The sequence below is a fragment of the Legionella spiritensis genome (genome assembly GCF_900186965.1).
GTDB classification, from domain to species: Bacteria; Pseudomonadota; Gammaproteobacteria; order Legionellales; family Legionellaceae; genus Legionella_C; species Legionella_C spiritensis.
The window spans coordinates 2,384,555-2,403,030 of sequence record NZ_LT906457.1; the positions used below are offsets into that span (position 1 = coordinate 2,384,555).

Sequence of the window (18,476 nt, forward strand, 5' to 3'; positions counted from 1 at the left end):
AGGCTGGCCTATGAAAGGATTAGGCATCAAATACCAGTTGCGCCTGACTACTTTGATACCGGTATTGCTGGTCGCGGTACTGTTTGCCGTGATCTATAACGGCCAGTTCAGCAAGGATTTAACGCAACATATGTCCCGTTTGGGCGAATCGTATATACGGCAACTTCTCCCGGCAGCCCAGCTCGCCATGATGCGTAACGACCGACGTATTCTCCAGGGATTGATCGATGCCTCCACGATTAATCCGGAAATTATCTCACTGGCATTTTATAACGCGGACGGCCAGTTAATTGCTTATCGGGGAGGGAAACACTCCATTAACAAACCGATCAAACCCCTCGAATACACCGGAGACTACATCGAAAGCACCCAAACGGCCCCGTACAGTATTAATTTTCTGGCCCCGATTACCATCCCCAAATATAATCTCTACACTCCGGGACTCTTTCAATCCACACCGGATATCACCAACCTGCGCCCGGATGACATATTGGGATGGCTGTCTATTGATCTTGATACCAAGTCCATGATCATCAAGCGTTATCAAATGTATATCATCACCATTTTCATTACCCTCGTCGGCCTGTTGGTCAGCTTAAGCATCCATTATTTCCTTTCCAGGCGTTTATACCTGCCCATCGCCCGTTTACGGCGCAGCATGAAACAAATCCTGAGCAACGAATTTGAAACGCATATTGCGGTCACCAGCAAAGGCGAGCTGGGCCTCGTTGAAAAAGGATGCGCCCACTTGCAAAAGCAATATCTCGATACCGTTCGCGATCTCAATCACCATATTGAAGTAGCGACGGAAGATTTACAGCAAAGTCTTGAATTGCTGGAAGAAAAAAACATCGAACTCACTATGGAAAAGAAAAAGACGGAAGAGAAAAGCCGTCAGAAATCCGAATTCATAGCCAATATGAGTCATGAAATCAGAACACCGATGAATGGTGTGATTGGCTTTACCAATGTTTTACTGGAAAGCAAGCTGGATCCATTGCAGCTGGATTATGTGAAAACCATCAAATCATCCGCCCAGGATTTATTAACCATTATCAACGACATTCTCGATTATTCCAAAATGGATGCCGGAAAACTAAGCCTGGACTGTATTCCTCTGGATTTGAGAGCCTGCATCGATGAAGTGCTAACCCTGGCGGCTCCTAACGCCCATAAAAAAGGCATCGACCTGATTCCCTCAACGGATATCGCCGTTCCTAAAACCGTCCTCGGCGATCCCATACGTATCAAGCAGATTCTCACTAATCTGGTCAACAACGCCATAAAATTTACCGAGCGTGGCTATGTGCTGATAAAAACCGTCGTCGAACAGGAATCGGAAAAAGACTATTCCTTATGTATTTCCGTCACAGACACCGGCATCGGTATTTCAGCCGAAGATCAGACCAAACTGTTTAATGCCTTTAACCAGGCGGACACTACCATTACCCGACGGTTCGGGGGATCCGGGCTTGGTCTGGTGATTTGCAAAAAACTGGCGGAGGAAATGAAAGGACGTATTACCCTGACCAGCGAACTGCACAAGGGTTCAACCTTCACCGTGCGGATCCGGCTTGAAAAATTCCCGGCGTATGAGGCGGAAAAGCATCAAAATAACCGTTTTGATGATCTGAAAGCGATTTGTTTTGATGATAACCCCCTGCATCTGGAAGGTATCTGCAACGGGCTTGAATACTGCGGTATCCATTCTGTTCCGGTAACGACTCTGAAAGAACTGGAACAGGCTTTAACGGAAAGAAAGGACTGTAAAATAGCGTTGGTCAACGTCAATGACGGATGCGAGGAACAAATCGCCGGGATTTTGAAAAATCACACCACGCCAACTATTCTCATATCCAAAACGGTCATTCATGATCCGCAATCACTGGGCGGCTGTGCCTTTTTATTTCGTCCAATCAGCATCCAGAAACTACAGGATACGATCGAATCACTGCTTAACCAAAAAATACACAACAAAGCGTCCATGGAAGCAAACCATGAACTGGACAAACTGCGCGCACAGCTTCGCCTTTCCCATCCGGATGTGTTAATTGCCGAAGACAATCCGGTCAACCGCATGCTTCTTCAATCATTCCTGAATGAAGGCGCCCAGGTTGAAACGGTACAAGACGGTGAGGAAGCCGTTAAGGCATCGCTTGGCAAACGCTATAATATTATTCTTCTTGATTTGCAAATGCCAAAACTGGGTGGTATTGACGCCGCGAAATTGATACATCAGGATTCATTACTTAACAAATCAACACCGATTGTTATCATCAGCGCTGATCAAGTCAGCTTGTCCGCTGACAAACTGAAACAAGCCGGCATCCATCTCTGTCTGCAAAAACCCATTGAAGAAAAACAATTTCTGACTCATTTGCTGCAGTTACTGACCAAAAACAAAACCATTGCCATTGACTGGCAACTCTGTATCCAGAAAGTTTCAGGAAATCAGGCGCTTGCCGAGGAATTTCTCACCCGCTTTGTTGCCGAACTTCGTAAAAACCGTCAGGAATTTATCCAATTATTTCATAACAAGGATATTAAAAATCTGGAAAAAGCGGCCCATAAACTTCATGGTGCCTGCTGTTTTTGCGGCGTTCCACGCCTGCAATCCCAGGTAACCCGTCTGGAAAACCAGGCCGGAACAGCGCAGGATATTAAAGAACTCGAAACCGCATTCGCAGCTCTCATACGCTGTATTGATGACGTTCTGGATGAATTTGACAATTTATACAATACCAGTTCATCGGATTCACAAAAATAACCCGTCAATGACCTGAATATGGAGAGATTATGACCGTAAAAAATGCAATTTATGCCCAATCCGGTGGTGTCACGGCCGTCATTAATGCCTCTGCCTGTGGTGTCATTCAAACAGCCCGTCAATACCCTGACCGTATAGGTAAAGTATACGCGGCTCAAAATGGTATTATCGGTGCCTTGAACGAATTATTGATAGACACGTCGCTGGAACATGATGCCGATATCGCAAAATTAATGCATACACCATCCGGGGCGTTCGGCTCCTGCCGATATAAACTTAAAGACAATAAAGACGAATACAATCGTCTTATTGACGTGTTTAAAGCGCACAATATAGGCTATTTCTTTTATAACGGCGGCGGCGACTCCCAGGATACGGCTTATAAGGTATCCAGACTGGGCAGTGAACAGGGTTATCCCGTCACCGCCATCGGAATTCCCAAAACCGTCGATAATGATTTGCCGTTCACCGATACCTGCCCAGGCTTCGGTTCCGTTGCGAAATACGTGGCCATTTCAACGCGTGAGGCAGGGTTTGATGTCGCATCCATGGCCGCCTCCTCGACAAAAGTATTCATCCTGGAAGTCATGGGTCGTCATGCCGGATGGATTGCGGCAGCCAGCGGTCTGGCCGGAGAAACCGCCGAAGAACCGCCTCACATTATTCTGTTTCCGGAAATTGTCTTTGAACCGCGGGAATTTCTGCGGAAAGTGGATCACTGCGTTAAAAATTATGGCTATTGCGTGATCGTGGTTTCCGAAGGTATTCGCAATGAGCAAGGGCAATTTTTAAGCGACGCCGGTCTCAGAGACGCTTTCGGCCACGCTCAACTGGGAGGAGTGGCTCCGGTTATCGCCCAGCTAGTAAAAACGGAACTGGATTATAAATATCATTGGGCTGTTGCCGATTATCTGCAACGTGCCGCACGTCATATCGCGTCACAGGTCGATGTTGATCAAGCCTATGCGTTAGGTCAAGCCGCGGTCGAACTGGCGGTGAACGGCTACAACGCGGTGATGCCCATTATCAAACGGGAACAGGATAGTCCCTACCGATGGTCTATTGACCATGTTCCTCTCGCTGATGTGGCCAATCAGGAAAAAGCCATGCCTCCCGAATTTATTGGCGAGGATAAAATGAGTATTACCGAGGCCTGCCGTCGTTATCTGGCGCCCTTAATCCAGGGCGAGGCCTATCCTCCCTACAAGAATGGCCTGCCTGATTACGTACGATTGCAAAATCATCTGGTAGAGCAAAAGCTGTAATATTTTTATTGCTTTCCCGCATTGCACGCAGGCTACATGATTACCGTTGTGTAGCCCGTCAAGGAGCGAAGCGGATTGCGGGAACCATTGCGTTGCGAAACCCGGACAACAGGAATTAACGACAGTTAACCGGACGATACTGATCAGATAACGTACCACCGGAACAATCCCAGGTCATATCACCATTACCCTGTAACGTGGGCATGAAGATAATCGTGCCGCCACCGGCCGTTGCCGTATAGGTAATGGTTATAACACCACCGGGATCAATGATTATGGAATTTACATAGGATGTTGCGGCAGGGCTGACATAGCCGGTTTGCGCCTGAGAGGCGGGTAATACGTTGGTATTGATAGCCGTTTCAGTAACGGCCAGTTTGGCGGGAGCTACCAATTCCAGCCCTTCACTCACGCGAGCCCTTATCAGATAGGTTTGCAAAAAGGGAATAGCGATAACAACCAGGATGGCAATGATTGCAACGACTATCATAAATTCTATAAGGGTAAAGCCTTTTATGGCCATGTTCTTACCCTCCCGCATCAATAATAGTCATCATTACTCTGATACAAATAACCTGATCCGATGAAAGGCCGCCAAACGGCGGCCTTAAGAGACGTCAGGTATTACTATTACCTGCAACTTGCCGGACGATATTTATCGAGCAACGTACCACCGGTGCAATCCCAGGTCACATCACCGTTTGCCTGCAAAGTCGGGGCCATGGTGATGGTACCGCCGCCTGCGGCTGCGGTATAGGTGATAGTAATGACACCGTTCGCGGCGATTGCTATGGAGGTCACATTGGCGGTTGCGGCAGGACTAACATAGCCAGTTGCAGCCTGAGTAGCCGGTAAGGCATTATTAGTGATTGCCGTTTCAGAAACAGCCAGTTTGGCTGATGACGCCAGGTTCAATCCCTCGGTAACCCGGGCGCGAATGGTATAATCCTGATAGGCCGGTATTGCAATCGCGGCCAGAATACCTACAATGGCGACCACAATCATCAACTCAATCAGTGTAAAACCTCTCTGTTTCATGCTGCTCTCCTTCGTTAAACAACGCATACAAAAGGAATTATGCAACAGTGATGCCAACCCCCCGATACGCAAGGACACCCCAGGTATGCAAACTCCCCTGTATTCCTGTTAAAAATAATAAAAACAAGGACTTGTCGGACTACCTTGTTAGCATATATCGGCTTGATTCATTACTCAACCTTTAAATAATTCCTGAATTAATAAAACAGGGAATACGTATCAAAAAATTACAATATGACCATTTTGGTCATATTTTTATCATTATTGACTTCTTATAATCGTCTTGTTACCAATGACAACAGTCTATTTAATGAGTATAATTTTTGTTCCCGTTTAATGTAATGACAAGAGCATGACAAGAAAAGATCGGATTGAAACAGCCCTGTTGCAACAAATAAATCCCGCTGTACTGACTATCCATGACGAATCAAATCGCCATCATGTGCCACAAGGGGCTGAAACGCATTTTAAAATTATTCTGGTTGCCGAAGCATTTTCCGGTTTAAAAACCGTGGAACGACACCGTATGATCAATCATTTGCTTGCCCGGGAATTCCAAAACGGATTACATGCCCTGAGCCTGCATTTGCACACCCCCGCCGAATGGCAAAAAAAAGGCGGTGTGATACCCGAATCGCCCGCCTGTCGTGACGGTTATCATCATGGTTAATTCGCCTCAATCGCCGGTGTATTGGCAATGTGAGTGTATTGTGGATGCCTGTCCGCGCGGATTTCACCTTATTACAGATATTATTAAGGAAGAGCTGACAAGGGCCCCTAAAATACAAATCGGCCTGCTGCATCTGTTTTTACAACACACGTCCGCCTCACTCACCATCAGCGAAAACACCTGCGCCGATGTTCCACACGATCTGGAAACGCATCTTAACGAATTAATCCCCGACGACAACAAACGTTACCGGCACTCTCTGGAGGGGCCGGACGATATGCCTGCCCACATCAAAAATGTATTACTTGGAACCAGCCTGACCATACCTGTTGCACGGGGGATCCTGGCCTTGGGGCAATGGCAGGGTATTTTTTTATGCGAACACCGCAACCAGACACATAAACGACGGATTATGATGACCTTGCACGGTTTTTAAATAGTTGTTTCCATTGCTGCAATCCTTCCAGTATAATGCCTATCTTTTTGTCAAATACCTTAATCCGCCCAACATGAAAGCATGGTCTTCCCAAAAAATATCCACCTTTGCACTCGTACTTTTAATCACCGGTGCGATTGACAGCATCCGCAACCTGCCCGGTACGGCCTTATTTGGCGCCTCACTGATTTTCTTCTTTATCTTCTCCGCCATTGTCTTTCTTATTCCAGTCGCACTCATATCCGCGGAATTATCCTCCACATGGTCGGAAGAGGAAGGGGGTATTTACAGTTGGGTAAAACACGCGTTTGGTGAAAATATCGCGTTTTTTACTATCTGGTTACAATGGATTAACACCATGGTCTGGTATCCGACTATATTGTCCTTTATTGCCGGCACGCTCGCTTACCTGATTAATCCTGAACTGGCACAAAATAAATATTATCTGATCACCGTCATTCTGGTTGTATTCTGGTCGCTAACCCTTCTGGGTACCTACGGCATACGGGCCTCTGCCGCGTTTGCCAGTATTTGCGCTATTTTTGGTATGATTTTACCCATGGGACTCATCATACTTCTGGGCCTACTCTGGTTAGTGCAGGGCCATCCCATGGCCATTAGCCTGGATATCCACCATTTGATTCCGCGCTGGGGAGATACCCAATCCTGGGTTTCGCTAACGGCTATTATGACTTCTTTTCTGGGTATGGAATTGGCTGCGGTTCATGTGCGAAACGTACGCAATCCGCAACGCAATTTTCCACGAGCCATGTTTTTTTCAGTGATTTTAATCCTGACCACCATGATTTTGGGTTCTCTGGCCATTGCCTTTGTACTTCCCCGACAACAAATTAATCTGGTCGACGGCGTCATGCAAGCCTTCAGTAATTTTTTTGAATCCTACCACTTAACCGCACTCATGCCGGTCATTATCCTTTTATTACTGCTCGGCAGTATGGGCAGTATGGTAAACTGGATCATTTCTCCGGCCAAAGGCATGTTACTGGCCGCGGACCACGGCTTTTTACCGCACTGGCTTTATCGTCTGAATCGCCATGGCGTGGCTTCCAGGATATTAATGCTGCAAGCCGTCCTGGTTACCGTTTTGTGCGGCGGATTCTTAATGTTTCCCAGTATTAATGCCATTTACTGGTTATTCACCGACTTAAGTACCGAGCTTTATATGCTCATGTATGTTTTTATGTTTATTGCCGCGATACGATTAAAAAGGAAATTTGCCAGCCAGCACCGCCCCTTTCAAATTCCCTGCGGCAAACCAGGTTATTATCTGACATGCGCCCTTGGCTTAACAGGATGTCTCATAACCCTGGTGATCGGATTTATTCCACCGGAAATCAGTATGGATTTTGGAAGCGCCGCCCGTTTTCGCATGGTATTTGCCAGTGGCATTCTTATTATGATTTCTCCGGCCTATTTATTATATCGGAGAAAAATTCATTTATATGATTGATTTTTACAGGTCAGATTACCAATCCATTGGTCGAAATGAAATGTTGTAGTATTCTCCGTTAACATTTTTTATACTCGGGTTGTTTACAAAATTGATACAATTCTTTAATATTTGCGAAGTAAAAACCTTGTATCTCTGCTGTCTTTTTAGAAAGGTGTATAGATGGGCATAGAATGTTCTAAAATCAAGCGCCACTTGGAAGAACTGGAGCTCGCTGTATCCGAACTCAAGGCCATTGCCCCCATCGACCCCTCTGAACTCGCCCTTTACAACATCGGTAAACAGGCGCTTGCCATTCAACTACCGAGTGATACTGAAGCGCCCGATCCACCGCCGCTGATGATCAAAACATGGCAACAGGACGCCGGACAACTACAAACTCTCGTGGTCGAGCTCATTAACGGCCGCCTGGAAAAACTTGCGAAAGAACCGGGATTGGAACTGCCGGTCGCAACAAGCCTGACGGAATCAGCGGAATCGTCTCTAGAACAATCACGCAAACGAATTGCATTTATTGCCGAACAAATCCATCAGGTCAATCAGCGTTACCGTAAAGAACTGACCCAATTGCAAAAAAAACTTCGTCAACATGAAGACAACCCTTTGCTACCCAAGGTTAATACTGCTTTAAAGTCCTTAAAATCCCATCCCGGCATACTGTTTCCTGCCAAAGAAATGGAAGAAATACGGAGTCAGCCTCTCAGACGTAAAAAACGTACAAAAAATATCGTCCAGATTGAAGACTTCACGCCGGTATCCAATGAAACATCGCAATCGTTTGAAAATTTACGACAGCTATCCGAAGTTATAGAACGGCTGGAGTACCAGAATGCTGAACTGGCAAGCAATGAAAGGCTGTTCCAACCTGAACTGGCAACGGATTTTTTGCTGACTAACTGGTTTGAAGCCTATCGACAAAAAAATAGAGAATCAATCCACCTCATCGAATCCGCGAAGAAGCAGATAACCAATAAAATCAATCTTCCGGATTATCATAATATTTTACAAAACGAACTTTCAGGTATCATTTCAAGGCTGCAAACACTCCATTCCGAGCGTGAGGAACTGACTCGTATCATCACGCAACGCCAGGGTCTCCTGTCACCTTCAACGGAAGACATCGGTACTTTAGCGACGTGTTTAACGGAGTCAAAAAGAATCTTTCTGACTGCTCTGGAAACATTTCTCTTAACCTATTCAACGATTGAGCTGGATGACAAACAAAATAAAACCAACCAGTATTTTGTTGAGCAAATAAAGCTATTTGTCGATCAATTAATTGAAACCCTGTATAACAATCCGGATATTTTTGCAAAAGAACCGATCACCCTTCTTCGTAAAAAAATATTTGAACATCTGGGTGAGAAATGCAACTGGTACAACCTTCGGGTCATTACCTGCTCACTGGATCCAAAGCAAATTCCAGAAAATTGCAGCAAGCTGCTTCACGAGGAGGGCAGTTCTGTCACCGATAGTGCAACCATCAAAAGACATATAAGCGCCATTTACCATATTGTGGCAATGATTGAGGATTTTCCCATCCAATCCATCAAGAATTACGATATTTTAAAACAAACGCTTGTAAATCAAAACAATACGATAAAAAAACAACACGAACGGATTAACCGCACGTACGAGTCCATCGATGACGAAATCAAACGCATTATTCAAGCCCTGCAGGATCAAGGAAATCTCCTGCCCTCTGAATTTAACAACAATGATCATGTTCTTCGTGCTGAAAAAATCAAACGGGAACTGGAAACATTCCATCTTAAATTAAATAAAAACCAACAAAGTTATCAACAAAAAATAGAAGAACTGCAAAACGACAAGGATAGCAAAGATACCGTTTTAAGTAGCGATATTACGAACTTTAAACATGATGTTGATAAAATAAACATAAAAACAGAACAATTAAGCGACTTTATCCGTGAACAGCTCCTGTTCATGAAGAAATTGGACGCTTTTCACAATGAAATCACCGAATTTACAGAAGAAATCCAGTCCGAGGAATTTAAAAGAAATTATATATTTTTTTCCGTAAAAGAACGACACTCTTTAAAAGAATCGTTGATAACCGCGCAATCTTCACTTTTGATGTTACGAGACATCTACAGCGAGAAAAAAAGACGTTTGAGAACCGAACTGACTGAAGCACTTGACGATACCAAAGCAGCCTTGCTGTTTGCGGAATATAGTGAAAAGGAAATCCAGGATCGGTTAGCTCCGCAAAGGAATTTTTTGCAAACGATCATGACGTTTGAAGATAATTTATTTTCATTGATTCATGATACCCGAAAGAATATCACTACAGCCAATAAACACGTTACCAACGTTATAGATTCTCATCGTGAAACGCTTGATCCGCTTATCCGTAATATGAAACGCAACACCAGAGAATTTCTGCCGCCGGCCATCCGCTTCGAAAATCCTTTTTCAGATGCACTGTCAACAACTACGCTTGCCAGCGAGGCTGCCGTTTTACAACTGGATAGCCATTTTGAAACCCTTGGCCATGTCACCGGAAAAGGACTTGCAAGATGGTCAACAACCTTTAACCAGCGTCTGCAAAATGCTCGTGATCAGATTGGCAAACGTAATCAAGCGGTAGAGAACGCCCTGGAAATAGAACGCCGTCTTAACATGGAAACGTACCGAACCTCGCTGGAAATCATTGGCCTGCTTGGCGAGGAATTCGTGCGGATTATTAACGATCATATTGACGCCGCCATTGCCAACAGCATTCTGGCTCATGAAACACAAAAATTGCGAACCATTAAAGAAGATCCAAGGACATTATTGTCCCACCATAATTTGACGGAGCTTGATAACAATTTACTGCAAAATATTGATCCGAGATTAATGAAACTTTTATCCATATATACGCAATTCTCAGCCATCAATAGCGAATACATCAATGAAAATCTCTTTCTCCTCGATGATAAACGATATCAGGAGAGCTTGATGTCCTCGGTTACGGTTCATTTGAGAAATGATCACATGGAAGAGATTTCCCAGGGAGTAAGGCCCGATTTTATCCAATGGCTGCGGGTCAAAATTTTAAAGCCTTTGCAGAAGCTGCATTATACGTTAGCCAATTACGTGAAACCGGATGCCGGTTATTCTCCCAACTTTTTCAAAACCTGGGGTGCATGCAGTACGGAAGCCGCTCTGGTTCTCAGCGGAGAGCAATTTTACACTAGTCTGGAAATGGCCGCCTCTGCAGCTTAAAAGTAATAATCTCATGTAGCCCGTCATGAAGGCGCAGCCGAAATGCGGGATAACGTTCCTAATTGGCACATCAAACCCGCAATACGGCCGCAGGCCTCCTTACGGGCTACGGCCTTTTCGCAAAAAAATGGTGCCAATTACCCACATTTTCGCTCCGCGAAAATTTTTGTTCACAGAACCTGGAAAGCCGGTATTTTTTGTGCGGCGGCCAATTGCCTTGCCAACACCAAATCATCCGCCGTATTGATATCCTGTAACGGCGGCACACAAGCCTGCTCCACCCGAATTTTATAACCGGCTGCAAGCACCCGTAGTTGCTCCAGCTCCTCGATCCGCTCAAGCTCGGCAACCGGCCAGGTCACAAAATCAAGTAGAAACGCGGCGCGGTAAGCGTATAAACCGATATGCCGATAACCTTTTATCTGTGATTCGGTAATAAGTCGATTTGCAGGAATGGCACTACGTGAAAAATACAGGGCGTTATGATGCTGGTCACGAACCACTTTCACAACGTTAGGGTTATTGAACTGCTCCGAATCCTCGATGGGCCAGCACAAGGTCGCCACTGCGGCATCGTTGCAGGCGTTCAGACAACAGGCTACCTGCACTATCAGCTCCGGCGCGATAAATGGCTCATCGCCCTGTACATTGACCACAATGTCGTCGGGGCCAAAAGAACCTTGTTTAACCACTTCGGCAATGCGATCCGTACCGCTTTGATGTTCGGCAGACGTTATCCTGACCATCGCACCAAATCCGGTCGCGAGATCAGCAATGCCATGATGATCCGTTGCAATGGTGATGGATTGGGGGTTAGCCATTAATGCCTGACGGTAAACCCGTTCAATCACCGTGATCCCTCCGATATCCATCATCAGTTTGCCGGGTAATCGCGACGATTGGTAGCGGGCGGGAATCACGACATGAAAATCAATACTCATAATTAGGGCACACCCCAGGTCATCTATAGAATAACATTACAATTGTTCTTTCTCTTCAAGAGAAATCAACCGCCCTTCCTGCTCAAGCAACACAGGAATACCATCCCGGACAGGATACGCAAGCCTGTCAAACCGACAAATAAGCTCTTTTTCCTTCAATATCAATTTGCCTTTGCATAACGGGCAAACCAGCACGTCCAATAATCGTTTATCCACGGGATTCTCCTTGCACAACCTGGTTGCGAACATAAACCGGCGAAGCCTGTGCCGCCGTTACCGGCTCTATTATGCCAGACTGAACCAGACGAATCATGGCTTTTGCCGTCGGATACACGGAAAGATCCATGTTAATTCGTTGTCTGAGATTATCCGGCAAACCGGACAGATCGGGCGGATACCCGACACCGGCAAGAATAATGGGGGTCGCTTGTTGTGTAACCACGTCATTGACCGAACTGACCTGTTCTGTCGCTTCATAGTCGGAATCGGTGTAAACAGCCCAGTATACTTCATTCATTCGGGCATCCAGCATTGCCAATATCGTATGCGAATCAAGGCTATGTCCGGTAATCGCTTGCACCTCATAGGCAATGGCCGCAAGACTGCTGACCGGAAAAAGCGGTAAATCATGGGCGTAAGCCAGTCCTTTGGCAATACTGCAGGCAATACGCAAACCGGTAAAACTCCCGGGCCCACGCCCGAACACGATACCGTCCAGATCCTTGATACGTATATCCGCTTTAGCCAGCAATTGCTCGATGACAGGCAGAATCCATTGCGCGTGCGTACGCTGCGCGCTACGTTCTTCATAATACATTGCGTCATTCACTGACAAGGCAATGGAAGCCTGCTCCGTTGAAGTATCAATGGCCAGTAGTTTCATCATTTAAAGCCAACTCGTTAATAAAATTTAATACCGTTTGTTGATCACGGGTTTTTCGTAATTGGGGTAAGCTGGCAAAAATATGGCGGCCATACTCTCTCCCGGTCAGGCGCGGATCAGCAATCATCAGCACACCTCTGTCACTGGCATCACGAATCAAACGCCCAACCCCCTGTTTCAAAGCCAGTACCGCATTGGGCAAAGACAACTCATCAAAACCGGATAAGCCTTGCTCTTTAAAATAAGCCATCTTGCCGCGAATAACCGGATCAACGGGACTGGCGAAGGGCAATTTGTCAATAATAACACAGGATAACGCCTCCCCTTTGACATCAACGCCTTCCCAAAACGTTGCGGTACCTAACAACACGGCATTGCCAAGTTGACGAAATCGCGCCAGTAAAATGGGCTTGGCTTCATCCCCTTGAATCAACAGGGGGTATTTTAAATTATTGTGCATCAGTTGAGCAACTTTTTGTAGGGCCCTGTGGCTGGTAAACAGAAAAAAACAACGTCCGCCACAAGCTTCAATCAGAGGAACGGCCTGTCTGAGCAAGGCGTCGTAGTAACTTTTATCCTTGGGATCCGGCAGATCTCGCGGCAGATACAAAAGCGCCTGACTCCGATAATCAAACGGGCTTTCCAACTGCAATGTTTGCGCCTCCGTTAAACCAAGGGATCGGGTAAAACAGTCAAACGAGGATGCCATAGTCAACGTCGCCGAGGTAAAGACATAGGCACAGGGCTGCCTTCCTAACAAACTACGGAAAGATTTTGCAATATCAAACGGTGTCATGTGAAAAACAAGGGTATGTTTAAAGCGTTCAAGCCAGCGGATTTGTGTTGTATTATGATCGGCAAAGCGTGAGGCGAGCGTTTGAAATTCCGTTAACCGTTGCAGGCAACGCTGTATACCCGCATGCTCGTTTTGACCGGATCCCTCAACACAGGCGATAAGATCAGCCAGATGCTGCCGTAAAGACTGCCATGCGGTTTGAAACGATTTTTTGTTTGATACATCCTGCCAGGACAGACGCTCTTGCCCACCATCCAGAGACAAAAGAAGCTGATCAATGATTTTATCCAGTTCCAGGCTCATAGCCTTCAAAGGTTGATTGACCAAATCAAGTACTGGCCATTCCCGTAGCAAATCATCGGTCAAATCACGGATCTGGCGCGTTCCCAAACGTTGGCCGTTAAAGTGGGCCGCGATGTCGGCAAGCTGATGAGCTTCATCAAAAATAACAACATCCACGCCCGGTAACAGTTCACCGAATCCGTCCTCTTTCAGTCTGGAATCGGCGAAAAACAGATGATGATTAATAACCACCACATCGGCGTCCAAAGCCCGTTTGCGGGCTTTGACCAAAAAACAATCCCGGTGAAATTCACACTCGCCGCCCAGACAATTATCCGCGGTGGAGGTCACCAGAGGCCAGACCGGAGAGTCCTCGCTGATTTCAGGCAATTCCGCACGCTCACCGGATGTTAATTGCGCAAGCTTCTCGTGAATATGCAAAACCTCATGCACGGACTGCTGGCTGATAAAGCGTCCCTCTTTGGCATGCAATTTTGTACGGTAACGGCAAATGTAATTGGCTCGCCCCTTAAGATTCTGCACGCGAACAGAGCGGCCAAGCGCCCGAACCAGCTCCGGTAAATCTTTCTGAAACAGTTGATCCTGCAAGGTCTTGGTCGCCGTTGAAATCAATGCTTTTTTACCGCCAAGCAGACAGGGAATCAGGTAAGCATAGGTTTTGCCCGTTCCCGTGCCTGCTTCAGCAACCAGGATGGTTTTATCGGTCATCGCCTCAGCGATGGCTGAGGCGAGCGCTATCTGAGCCTGGCGTGCGACAAAGCCCGGGATAGCCGTTGAAAGTCTGCCTTTTTCACTCAACACCTGCCGGCATTGGGTTATCGCATCCACTGCGACGTCCGTTATTTCTTCCACTCTTTCTGCAAATGCTGAAGCTTGTCAGGAACCCCTTCCCAGGATTTGGCGTCATCTGGCGCATCCTTTTTGGATGTGATATTGGGCCATTCTTTGGCCAGTTCGGAATTCAACTGCAGAAACTGCTTTTGATCATCGGTCAGGTCATCTTCGGAAACGATGGCCTCGACAGGACATTCCGGTTCACACAACGCGCAATCAATACACTCATCCGGATGAATGACTAGAAAATTTGGCCCTTCATAGAAGCAATCAACGGGACACACTTCCACGCAATCGGTATATTTACATTTGATGCACTGCTCTGTCACGACAAAGGTCATAAGAAATCCAAACCCTTCTTGAAATGATGCTTATTAAACCATAAATCACCGTATTTCCGCTAGAGCGGAACAATGAAGCGCTTTGCAAAAATCCGTAGTCCGTAAGGAGGCCTGGGTTCCGTGAACAAAAATTTTCTTCGCACCATTTTTTGCGAAAAACCAGTAGCCCGTAAGGAGGCCTGCGGCCGTATTGCGGGTTTGATGTGCCACTTATGAACGTTTTCCCGCATTACGGCTTCGCCTTCATGACGGGCTACAAGACATTATTAGTTGTTGCGCAACAATAGTTGCCTTGTTTTCGATCGGAAAAAATTTATTCACAGAGCCTAGGTTCCGTGAACAAAATTTCTAATTAGTTGAAAAAAAGGCAGTTTCTATAGTGAAATACGATTTGCCGTCGAAAAATCACTAAAAAACTGCCAAAATGAATAATAACATATCAGAGCAAGTATGGAACCGACTCTATTCTTTTTTGCGAGGAATAAAAGGTCTTCATACACAAGAAGAAAAGAGATTGCGCCGATTTATAGAAGGGATTTGGTATATATTGCGGACGGGATGTCAATGGCGTCTTCTTCCTGATTATTATGGGCATTGGCGCCAGGTTCACAGACGATATAAAGCTTGGTCTGATCGAGGCATTTGGTCTGAATTAATGTGTTCAGTCAGTGATATTGATGATCAGGCCGTTATGATCGATGCAACGATTGTGCGTGCTCATGCTTGCGCATCAGGCTATAGCAAACAAGGAAACGAAGCTCAGGCACTGGGCCGTAGTAAAGGGGGCTTTACTACCAAAATACATGCTGTGGTTGATGGGTTAGGTAACCCTATTCGATTTACTCTAACAGGCGGACACAGAAACGACATTACTCAAGCGGCTGAATTGCTAAAAGAACAGCGCAATACATTAGTACTTGCTGATAAAGGATATGATTCACAGCCATTCATTAGCTCCCTGAAGAGTCATAATTGTTGTCCGGTGATCCCATCGAGAAAGCATGTAAAATGTCCAAGAAAAATTGATAACGAGGTCTATAAAGAGCGGTTCTTAATCGAAACTTTTTTCTCAAAAATAAAGCATTTCCGCAGGGTTTTTTCACGTTTCGATAAAACCATTTCAGCATTCTTAGGGTTTATTCACTTTGCCGGAGCGCTGATATGGATGCGTTAGAAATTTTGTTCACGGAACCTAGGGCGTGTCCTCATCTTGTAAATATCGATCACAACAAAAGCTCCGGGCCGACAGGTACTATCTGGGTCGGATTGATGGTCTTGTGACTGAAATAATAATGCTGTTTGATGTGGGTAAAATCGACGGTCCCGGAAACCCCCGGATAATGATAAAGTTTTTTTAGATAGGCGTGCAGAGCGTCATAATCCTTAATACGTCTCAGATTGGTCTTGAAATGACTGTAATAAACGGCATCAAAACGAATCAATGTTGTAAAAAGACGCCAGTCTGCTTCCGTTAACTGCCCGCCAACCAAAAACGGATGGCTGCCCAGATGGTCATTCAACGCGTCCAAAGTGGCAAATAATTGTGCGAAAGCATCCTCATACGCTTCCTGCGCCGTCGCAAAACCACAACGATACACACCATTATTAACGGTGTTATATACCTTGTCATTTATTCTATTGATATCATCCTGAAGTTCGGGTGGATAAAAATCCTGTTTATCGCCGGTTAAATGATTAAACGCGCTGTTAAACTGGCGAATAATTTCGGCAGACTCGTTACTCACGATGGTTTGCTTCTCTTTATCCCATAAAACAGGGACGCTCACCCGCCCGCTATATCGAGGATCAGCCTTGAGATAAAGCTCATAAAGATAATGTAATCCGTACAGTGTATCGCCAGTTGCGCCCATCCCCTGTTTGAACTCCCAACCGTTTTCCAGCATGTGGGGGTGGACAATGGAAACGTCGATATACGGTTCAAGCCGTTTCAACTTGCGGAAAATAAGGGTTCTGTGCGCCCAGGGACAAGCGAGAGACACATAGAGATGATAGCGATTTTTTTCAGCCGGGAATTTTGAATCGGAATCACTGCAAATGGCATTGCGAAATTGCGACGATTCACGTTGAAACGAACCACCGGATTTTTTAGTCTCATACCACTGATCACGCCATTGCCCATCTACCAGCAATCCCATAACGGCTCCTCGTTAATTCCCGCGCTATCCTAAAAGGAAACGAAACGATTTTTGAATTTCATTCAGATCGAATTTGTTAAGAAACAATGAAAAACTCATCCAGGCACTTAATGCGGCCAGATCACGGAAGGGTGGCGGCAGATAAACCGGCGGCGTCAGTAAATTTCTGCTTTGTAATTCGCTAAGCAAAGGCAGATCATCCAACACCAGTTTGCCGGAAAAGAGCAACGGGATGGATTCAACATGATGCTGGCTAATGGCAAAACGAATAAAATTATAAATCATGACAAAACCCTTGGCATAAGACAAATCCTTGGTAAAAGGCCCGCCGTCCGGTGTGCTGCCACGAAAAACCCGCACCGTATGATTATAACTGTCGTCTTCGTTAAAGCCACAATCAAGAAAATGGCGGTAAATATCAATAAAATTAGCGCCTTGCCGGACATTGTCCAACGCAATCACCCGGTTTGTTATTTTGCGGACTCGGCCGGGGTAGGAAGAAAAAGTGATGATTTCCGTGATGACCGCCAGCCCTTCCTGAATCACACTGCAGGATGGCGACCCCTTGGAGAGAAAGGAACAATAAGGTTGCATCGAACCATTCAGCGTTGTACCCACATGCACCCATCCTTCATGGACCTCCAGATAGCGCAGATCACGATCACTAAACATGACTTGCTGACTTAATTTAATGTTATCGGCACCGGCGGCCGCATCCGCAACCATATCGTCACTGACCATGACCGTAACCGTTCCGGGATGTTGATCAAAAAAAACATCAAGCCTCGCCTCAAGAATCTTCTGAGCGTCCTCCGCGGTATGGCGTTTCAGATCAGCATCCGACTGCAATTGCACATCCAGTGCCGTCAAAACATCGATTAACAGCGCGCCCAATTCGGAAAGGCGCGGGCCTCCGGCATAAAACGCGTCGTCCGGACTTCCGTATAGTTCCATGGATATTTCGGAAAAGGCCGGTGTGCCGCGGGCATCAAGCATTTGCACGGCCCGAGCGTATTCCTCGCATTGCCGTTTGATGATGTGCGTCACCGCAGAATACTGTCCCAGCTCGTTGATCGAATCCCTCAGAATGGAACGGAACTCTTCCTGTTTTTCAGCAACGTCATAGGGCAATGGTTTGCCCAGATAATATTCTCGATCAACCTCGGGCAGCTTTTGTGCCTTATGTTTGAAAAAATCCTGTTTTATCGATTCATCCCACTTAATACTATCCAGGATGCGAATTTGGCGCTGCGCTTCGACCAGACGCTGTGACAACCCTTTGATAATCTCAGCTTCCGCTTCGTTTGTTTCCGTATCCATCGTTGTGAACCTCAATCGTACTCA

At 46.0% G+C, this 18,476-nt stretch carries 16 protein-coding genes; 7 read left to right on the forward strand and 9 right to left on the reverse strand.

The window, feature by feature from the left end:
- Positions 1-10: 10 nt before the first annotated feature.
- Both letS and CKW05_RS10745 read left to right on the forward strand, forming a co-directional pair.
- Positions 11-2,767, forward strand: a complete 2,757-nt coding sequence (gene letS, locus CKW05_RS10740) for a two-component system sensor histidine kinase LetS (RefSeq protein ID WP_058482311.1) — start codon at positions 11-13, stop codon at positions 2,765-2,767.
- 29 nt (positions 2,768-2,796) lie between these two features.
- The gene (locus tag CKW05_RS10745; protein WP_058482310.1) at positions 2,797-4,032 is read left to right on the forward strand and encodes a 6-phosphofructokinase; all 1,236 of its coding nucleotides are present in this window, start codon (positions 2,797-2,799) and stop codon (positions 4,030-4,032) included.
- A gap of 115 nt (positions 4,033-4,147) precedes the next feature.
- On the opposite strand, the gene CKW05_RS10750 is transcribed toward CKW05_RS10745, so the two are convergent.
- The gene (locus CKW05_RS10750; RefSeq protein WP_058482456.1) at positions 4,148-4,555 is read right to left on the reverse strand and encodes a pilin; all 408 of its coding nucleotides are present in this window, start codon (positions 4,553-4,555) and stop codon (positions 4,148-4,150) included.
- A 107-nt stretch (positions 4,556-4,662) separates the two neighbouring features.
- Positions 4,663-5,070 carry a pilin gene (locus tag CKW05_RS10755; protein ID WP_058482309.1) on the reverse strand — a complete coding sequence of 136 codons (408 nt, stop codon included), beginning with the start codon at positions 5,068-5,070 and terminating at the stop codon, positions 4,663-4,665.
- 352 nt (positions 5,071-5,422) lie between these two features.
- On the opposite strand from CKW05_RS10755, the gene CKW05_RS10760 reads away from it, so the two are divergent.
- From CKW05_RS10760 to CKW05_RS10775, 4 genes are all read left to right on the forward strand, one after another.
- The gene (locus CKW05_RS10760) at positions 5,423-5,740 is read left to right on the forward strand and encodes a BolA family protein (RefSeq protein WP_058482308.1); all 318 of its coding nucleotides are present in this window, start codon (positions 5,423-5,425) and stop codon (positions 5,738-5,740) included.
- Positions 5,733-6,176: a secondary thiamine-phosphate synthase enzyme YjbQ gene (locus CKW05_RS10765; protein WP_058482307.1), complete on the forward strand. Its 444-nt coding sequence runs from the start codon at positions 5,733-5,735 to the stop codon at positions 6,174-6,176. Before CKW05_RS10760 ends, CKW05_RS10765 begins: the two co-directional genes overlap by 8 nt.
- Before the next feature lie 73 nt (positions 6,177-6,249).
- Positions 6,250-7,647 (forward strand): APC family permease, encoded by a 1,398-nt coding sequence (locus CKW05_RS10770; protein WP_058482455.1) that lies wholly within the window; start codon positions 6,250-6,252, stop codon positions 7,645-7,647.
- Between the two features lie 162 nt (positions 7,648-7,809).
- Positions 7,810-10,878, forward strand: coding sequence for a hypothetical protein (locus tag CKW05_RS10775; protein ID WP_058482306.1), 3,069 nt, complete (start codon positions 7,810-7,812; stop codon positions 10,876-10,878).
- Between the two features lie 170 nt (positions 10,879-11,048).
- Here the strand turns inward: CKW05_RS10775 and kdsB are convergent, their stop codons facing one another.
- Genes kdsB through fdxA form a run of 5 tightly spaced genes read right to left on the reverse strand, consistent with a single transcriptional unit; the run spans position 11,049 to position 14,976 of the window.
- Positions 11,049-11,819: a 3-deoxy-manno-octulosonate cytidylyltransferase gene (gene kdsB / locus CKW05_RS10780; RefSeq protein ID WP_058482305.1), complete on the reverse strand. Its 771-nt coding sequence runs from the start codon at positions 11,817-11,819 to the stop codon at positions 11,049-11,051.
- Between the two features lie 36 nt (positions 11,820-11,855).
- Positions 11,856-12,035, reverse strand: a complete 180-nt coding sequence (locus CKW05_RS10785; protein WP_058482304.1) for a Trm112 family protein — start codon at positions 12,033-12,035, stop codon at positions 11,856-11,858.
- Positions 12,028-12,705: a tRNA (adenosine(37)-N6)-threonylcarbamoyltransferase complex dimerization subunit type 1 TsaB gene (gene tsaB, locus CKW05_RS10790; protein WP_065238359.1), complete on the reverse strand. Its 678-nt coding sequence runs from the start codon at positions 12,703-12,705 to the stop codon at positions 12,028-12,030. Before tsaB ends, CKW05_RS10785 begins: the two co-directional genes overlap by 8 nt.
- The gene (locus tag CKW05_RS10795) at positions 12,683-14,653 is read right to left on the reverse strand and encodes an ATP-dependent DNA helicase (RefSeq protein ID WP_058482302.1); all 1,971 of its coding nucleotides are present in this window, start codon (positions 14,651-14,653) and stop codon (positions 12,683-12,685) included. Before CKW05_RS10795 ends, tsaB begins: the two co-directional genes overlap by 23 nt.
- Entirely contained in the window at positions 14,641-14,976 is a 336-nt protein-coding gene (gene fdxA, locus CKW05_RS10800) for a ferredoxin FdxA (protein WP_058482301.1), read from the reverse strand. The genes CKW05_RS10795 and fdxA overlap by 13 nt, the downstream gene beginning before the upstream one ends.
- 424 nt (positions 14,977-15,400) lie before the next feature.
- Between fdxA and CKW05_RS10805 the strand changes: the two genes are divergently transcribed.
- On the forward strand, positions 15,401-16,150 hold the full coding sequence (locus CKW05_RS10805) for an IS5 family transposase (RefSeq protein ID WP_058483223.1): 750 nt from the start codon (positions 15,401-15,403) through the stop codon (positions 16,148-16,150).
- Positions 16,151-16,199: 49 nt separating this feature from the next.
- On the opposite strand, the gene CKW05_RS10810 is transcribed toward CKW05_RS10805, so the two are convergent.
- Both CKW05_RS10810 and CKW05_RS10815 read right to left on the reverse strand, forming a co-directional pair.
- A complete protein-coding gene (locus CKW05_RS10810; RefSeq protein WP_058482167.1) occupies positions 16,200-17,132 on the reverse strand; it encodes a glutathione S-transferase family protein in 933 nt (310 codons plus the stop codon).
- A 24-nt stretch (positions 17,133-17,156) separates the two neighbouring features.
- Complete coding sequence (locus CKW05_RS10815; protein WP_058482166.1) at positions 17,157-18,452, reverse strand: flavohemoglobin expression-modulating QEGLA motif protein; 1,296 nt, start codon at positions 18,450-18,452, stop codon at positions 17,157-17,159.
- Positions 18,453-18,476 lie beyond the last annotated feature (24 nt).

Excerpts from the sequence above, each read along its gene's own strand:
- CKW05_RS10750 (WP_058482456.1), bottom strand. The coding sequence starts at position 4,555 with ATGGCCATAAAAGGCTTTACCCTTATAGAATTTATGATAGTCGTTGCA.
- CKW05_RS10810 (WP_058482167.1), bottom strand. The coding sequence starts at position 17,132 with ATGGGATTGCTGGTAGATGGGCAATGGCGTGATCAGTGGTATGAGACT.
- CKW05_RS10775 (WP_058482306.1), top strand. The coding sequence starts at position 7,810 with ATGGGCATAGAATGTTCTAAAATCAAGCGCCACTTGGAAGAACTGGAG.
- CKW05_RS10760 (WP_058482308.1), top strand. The coding sequence starts at position 5,423 with ATGACAAGAAAAGATCGGATTGAAACAGCCCTGTTGCAACAAATAAAT.
- tsaB (WP_065238359.1), bottom strand. The coding sequence starts at position 12,705 with ATGATGAAACTACTGGCCATTGATACTTCAACGGAGCAGGCTTCCATT.
- CKW05_RS10745 (WP_058482310.1), top strand. The coding sequence starts at position 2,797 with ATGACCGTAAAAAATGCAATTTATGCCCAATCCGGTGGTGTCACGGCC.
- kdsB (WP_058482305.1), bottom strand. The coding sequence starts at position 11,819 with ATGAGTATTGATTTTCATGTCGTGATTCCCGCCCGCTACCAATCGTCG.
- CKW05_RS10815 (WP_058482166.1), bottom strand. The coding sequence starts at position 18,452 with ATGGATACGGAAACAAACGAAGCGGAAGCTGAGATTATCAAAGGGTTG.
- fdxA (WP_058482301.1), bottom strand. The coding sequence starts at position 14,976 with ATGACCTTTGTCGTGACAGAGCAGTGCATCAAATGTAAATATACCGAT.
- CKW05_RS10755 (WP_058482309.1), bottom strand. The coding sequence starts at position 5,070 with ATGAAACAGAGAGGTTTTACACTGATTGAGTTGATGATTGTGGTCGCC.
- CKW05_RS10770 (WP_058482455.1), top strand. The coding sequence starts at position 6,250 with ATGAAAGCATGGTCTTCCCAAAAAATATCCACCTTTGCACTCGTACTT.
- CKW05_RS10805 (WP_058483223.1), top strand. The coding sequence starts at position 15,401 with ATGAATAATAACATATCAGAGCAAGTATGGAACCGACTCTATTCTTTT.
- CKW05_RS10765 (WP_058482307.1), top strand. The coding sequence starts at position 5,733 with ATGGTTAATTCGCCTCAATCGCCGGTGTATTGGCAATGTGAGTGTATT.
- letS (WP_058482311.1), top strand. The coding sequence starts at position 11 with ATGAAAGGATTAGGCATCAAATACCAGTTGCGCCTGACTACTTTGATA.